General features: G+C 38.2%; 5 protein-coding genes. All 5 read left to right on the forward strand.

The annotated features are described in order from the left end of the window. The first annotated feature begins 675 nt into the window (after nucleotides 1-675). The 5 genes from hcp (at nucleotide 676) to AC1DTM_RS17875 (ending at nucleotide 4,964) form a co-directional block, all read left to right on the forward strand. Complete coding sequence (gene hcp, locus AC1DTM_RS17855; RefSeq protein ID WP_199715624.1) at nucleotides 676-1,962, forward strand: hydroxylamine reductase; 1,287 nt, start codon at nucleotides 676-678, stop codon at nucleotides 1,960-1,962. 583 nt (nucleotides 1,963-2,545) lie between these two features. Beyond that, on the forward strand, nucleotides 2,546-2,866 hold the full coding sequence (locus AC1DTM_RS17860; protein WP_002128372.1) for a PadR family transcriptional regulator: 321 nt from the start codon (nucleotides 2,546-2,548) through the stop codon (nucleotides 2,864-2,866). A gap of 75 nt (nucleotides 2,867-2,941) precedes the next feature. After that, nucleotides 2,942-3,283, forward strand: coding sequence for a DUF1048 domain-containing protein (locus AC1DTM_RS17865; protein WP_002014108.1), 342 nt, complete (start codon nucleotides 2,942-2,944; stop codon nucleotides 3,281-3,283). A 169-nt stretch (nucleotides 3,284-3,452) separates the two neighbouring features. Further along, a complete protein-coding gene (locus tag AC1DTM_RS17870) occupies nucleotides 3,453-4,214 on the forward strand; it encodes an ABC transporter ATP-binding protein (protein ID WP_477000583.1) in 762 nt (253 codons plus the stop codon). Next, a complete protein-coding gene (locus AC1DTM_RS17875) occupies nucleotides 4,215-4,964 on the forward strand; it encodes an ABC transporter permease (protein WP_477000584.1) in 750 nt (249 codons plus the stop codon). It begins immediately after the preceding gene. Nucleotides 4,965-5,164: the final 200 nt, after the last annotated feature.

The following is a 5,164-nucleotide window of genomic DNA, read 5'->3' on the forward strand; positions in this document are numbered from 1 at the left end:
TACCAGTACCGTCATAATTGCTATAACAACGTAAGTAACATCAAGCATTATAAGTGTCTTTAAAGTTTCAGTCATCCTAATTCACCCCTGTTATAAAGATATAACATGATCTCTCTATCAATTAAATAAGAGATCATAAAGATAAAAATGTACATGAAATTTCTTAAGTAGTTTCTATATTAATATATCATAAATTAATGTAAACAATGTTAAGGTAGTGTAAAACTACTGTAAATAAAGGGAGTTCCCATAATAACCTTAAAACATTCTCAACTAATAAAATACGCTATTCTTTCTATTGGATTATAAGAAAGAATAGCGTATTTATATGTGGAATTTTGTGTTTTATAAATCAAAATTATTTACGCAAGAGATTCAAAACGCTTTATCGCCAAATATAGTAAGAAATCTTAGTTTTGTACAATGAGCTAGTAAAAGATTCATTTTTATTTATATATTGTTAGACTTTCTTTAAAGCAATTATTTAGCGATTTGGAAGCATCAACAGAAGTGTACATGCCTATGTATAAATTTTAGAGTGTCAATAAAAATATTATGTCAACAATATGAACTGTCACAAATTTTCATATATTATTGTGATTGATATCACATCCCTTTTTCTCAATGGGCATTATGCTTAGTTTGTAAGGAATGATTGGGAGAGGGTGGGATGATATGTTTTGTTATCAATGTGAACAAACGCCAACAGGCGGATGTAAAGTGATGGGTGTTTGTGGTAAGAATGAAACCATTGCAAGTTTACAAGATACGATTGTGTTTGGATTAAAAGGAATTGCTGCTTATCGTACTCATGCTGCTCAGCTAGGGTATACAGATGCATTTGTAGATGCTACAACTCAAGAAGCGCTATATATGACATTAACAAATTCTAATTTTAATGAACAAGAACATATTGATATGGCTATGAAAGTCGGAAAGGCAGCTTTACGGGTGATGGAGTTATTAGATGAGGCACATACGAATCACTTTGGTGTTCCAGAGCCTGTTCAAATTACACAAAATCATGTAGAAGGTAAGGCAATTGTAGTTACTGGTCATAATTTATTTGCATTAGAGGAACTATTAAAGCAAACAGAAGGAAAAGAAATTAATATTTATACGCATTCTGAAATGTTACCAGCACACGGATATCCAAAGCTGAAAAAATATAAACATTTAAAAGGAAACATTGGTAAGGCATGGTACGATCAACGACGCCTTTTTGAAAAATTCACTGGTGCCATATTAGCTACAACGAACTGTGTTATGCCAATTAAAGGATCATACTCTGATCGATTCTTTTCATATGATATTGCAGGCTTAGAGGGCGTACAAAAAATTGAAAATGATGATTTTGCACCATTGATTCAAAAAGCGCTAGAGCTTCCCGAAGTACATATGGAGTCGGATGAACAGTTAGTAACAGGATTTCATCATAATACAGTATTATCATTAGCTCCAGAAATTATTGAGGCAGTAAAGGAAGGGAAAATAAAGCGTTTCTTTGTCATCGCAGGTTGTGATGCACCAGGAAAAGGCGGGGAATACTATCGTGAATTAGCAACGTCACTTCCTCCAGAAACGGTTATTTTAACAACTTCTTGTGGGAAATTCCGCTTTAATGATGTGAATTATGGGGTTGTACCTGGTACGGAGATTCCGCGTTATATTGACTTAGGGCAATGTAATAACTCAATTTCTACAGTGAAAATAGCGGCCGCTTTAGCAGATGCTTTTCAATGTGAAGTAAATGAATTGCCAGTGAGTATTGTCCTATCATGGTTTGAACAAAAAGCTGTTGCCATTTTGCTTGGGCTATTTAGTCTTGGTATTCAAGATATTCGCATTGGTCCAAAGGCACCTGAATTTATTTCACCTGGTGTGCTTGATGTATTACAAGAAACATTCGGTTTAAAACTGATTACAACTGCAGCAGAAGACATGAATATGATGTTATCGTAACAAAAAAGATGTTCTATAGGTAGAGTTGGCTTTATAAAGAATTTGTATGTATTCGAAAACTTATGTATTAGATGCATAGGTGCGTTAGTAGAAGAACAAAAAAATGATCCGTCTTCTTAATAAGGAGAGCCAGCCACATTCATTAACTTCGGAATATTATAACACCCAAAACAAAAATGCGAAATTTTTGTTTTGGGGTATTTTCTTTTCTTAGCTGGATAGGTATGTGGTGAGATTTCTTAAGAAGAAAATAGGCAGTATCCAATAGATAATAGCGGATTTAAGAAAAAATTTAAAAATCGAGTTGACATTCTATCTACATAGTCATACAATGTAGTGGTAATGAGTAATACTGAATAGCGTAGTTTTTAAAAATATATTCAGTATCCAATAGGCAAAAGCGGATTTAAGAAAAAATTTAAAAATCGAGTTGACATTACATCTACTTAGTCATACAATGTAGATGTAATAAGTAATACTGAATAGTGAGGTTTTTCAAAAGCTATTCAGTAAAAATTCRCCTTAGTACTCTGTGATACTGAATATAAGTCAGACAGAATAGGGGGTAGAGGAGGATCAGAATATGGAAAATTTAACTGAAATGCTGAAAGGTTCGCTAGAAGGGTGTGTGCTGGAAATCATCAGCCGCCGTGAGACTTATGGCTATGAGATTACCCGCCACCTGAATGAGCTTGGGTTTACTGAAGTCGTGGAAGGAACGGTCTATACCATCCTTGTGCGATTAGAGAAGAAAAAACTTGTGAATATTGAAAAGAAACCATCAGATATGGGGCCGCCTCGTAAGTTTTATTCACTAAATGAGGATGGCCGTCAGGAGCTTGAATTATTTTGGAGAAAATGGGATTTTGTATCATCAAAAATTAACGTCTTGAAGTCAAACTAGCCTCATAAGATAAAATATTCGGCCGATATTTTGGGAGTTTCTTGTTCTGCTTTATAAAAAAGGAGGAAAAATAATATGTTGGAAATGTTCAAAAAATTAATTGGTGATAAAAAAGAGTACAAAATGATGATGGCACGGGTTGGAGCTCTGCCAGAGGACTACCAATTTGTGTTTAAGAAAATCCAAAACTACATGTGGAATTTCTCAGCGGGCAACGGGATGGATATGCTACACATACAGTATGAATTAATCGATTTGTTTGAAGCCGGTGCGGCGGAAGGCAGACAAGTGCTGGAAATCACTGGGGAGGACGTGGCATCCTTTGCTGACGAACTAGTGGCAAACGCTAAAACTTATGTCTCCAAGTATCGTGAAGATTTGAATGAAAGTATCATGAAGCAATTGAGAAAAAAATAAATGCAAAAGGTAATACCGACTGATTAGCTGGTTACAAATGTGAATTGCCACCATCGCTATTCAGTTATATTTTTAAATCAGTACTAAGTAATACAGAATATCAGTAATACTAAATAGAGGAGTGTAGGCAGTCTAGCTTTACAAAACATTTTTTAAGGAGGAAAAAAGCATGAGCAACACAGCGATTTCTGTAAAAGGGTTAAAAAAATCCTTTAAAGATAAGGAAGTGTTAAAAGGGGTAGATTTTGAAGTGCAGCGTGGCGAAATTTTCGCGCTGCTGGGCTCAAATGGAGCGGGCAAGACGACGACGGTCAATATCCTCTCTACGCTGATGAAGCAAGATGGCGGCGAAGTAGGTGTTTGCGGTTTTGACGTCCAGCGTCAATCGGATCATGTTCGTCAAAGTATCAGTCTGACAGGGCAGTTTGCAGCTTTAGACGGTATGCTCACGGGGAGAGAAAACTTGATAATGATTGCCAATTTGCGTGGAGTTTCTAGTCCTGCTCAAGTCGCTGATAATTTGCTTGCAAGATTTAGCCTGACCGATGCAGCCAACCAGAGGGCAGACCAGTATTCAGGTGGGATGAAGCGCCGGCTTGACATCGCGATGAGTTTGATCGGAACGCCAGCAGTCATTTTTCTCGATGAACCGACGACAGGGCTTGACCCCGAAGCGCGGATTGAAGTGTGGGATACCGTCAAGGAACTTGCCGGCGGTGGCACAACCATCTTGCTGACAACCCAGTACCTGGAGGAAGCCGAACAACTGGCGGACCRTATCGCTATCTTGCATGGCGGAAAAATTATTACGACTGGTACTCTTACTGAACTTAAAGAGATGTTCCCGCCAGCAAAAGTGGAGTAKATCGAGAAGCAGCCGACATTGGAAGAAATTTTCCTTGCGATCATCGGCAAAAAGGAGGAGATGTAAATGAAAAGCAAAACAGGGGTATTACTAGGGCGCTTAATGCGCAACATTATGCGGAGTCCAGATACGATTATTACGGTAGCGATTACACCGATTATGATGATGTTGTTGTTTGTCTACGTATTTGGCGGCGCCATAAAGACAGGAACGGATAACTACGTCAATTATTTATTGCCGGGAATCTTGCTGATGGCTATCGCATCCGGTGTCGCTTACACATCCGTGCGRYTSTTTACGGATGTAAAGAGTGGGCTGATGGCACGTTTCATTACTATGCCTATCAARCGCTCGTCGGTATTATGGGCTCACGTATTAACCTCACTTGTTGCTAATGTACTTACTATCGTGGTGGTTATCCTTGTTGCGCTCTTAATGGGCTTCCGTTCCAGCGCTAATATTCTGGATTGGCTTGCGGTAGCTGGAATACTTGGGATGTTTACGCTGGCGCTAACATGGTTGGCTATCATTCCCGGGTTGACAGCGAAGTCTATGGAAGGGGCGACAGCCTACTCATACCCGCTAATTTTTCTGCCTTTTATTAGTTCGGCCTTTGTTCCTACCGAAACGATGCCAAAAATTGTTCGTGCGTTCGCTGAGAACCAGCCTGTAACTTCAATCGTGAATGCGATTCGTGCCCTCTTATATGAAGGGACTGTTGGCAACGATATTTGGATTGCACTTGCTTGGTGTGTAGGAATTATGGTTATCGCTTACTTCTTCGCCGGTAAAGCATTTAAACGTCAGTTAGGGTAAGTGCACCATCGGTTCGGTGCCCTATGGTAACTAAATCTTCTGAAATGAAATATATGTTTGGAAAAGTGGATTAAAATCACATTAATCTTAGTTATTGCTATAATTGTTACTATTTTTACTGGTTATGTAGTTGGTACGTAAGTAGGTTCAGACGCTGAAAAAAGCAGACTGAGAGAGTTAAAGGGGAAGAGATAATAGTT

The sequence above is a fragment of the Bacillus sp. P4_D3 genome (assembly GCF_056401855.1).

Excerpts from the sequence above, each read along its gene's own strand:
- AC1DTM_RS17860 (WP_002128372.1), top strand. The coding sequence starts at position 2,546 with ATGGAAAATTTAACTGAAATGCTGAAAGGTTCGCTAGAAGGGTGTGTG.
- hcp (WP_199715624.1), top strand. The coding sequence starts at position 676 with ATGTTTTGTTATCAATGTGAACAAACGCCAACAGGCGGATGTAAAGTG.
- AC1DTM_RS17865 (WP_002014108.1), top strand. The coding sequence starts at position 2,942 with ATGTTGGAAATGTTCAAAAAATTAATTGGTGATAAAAAAGAGTACAAA.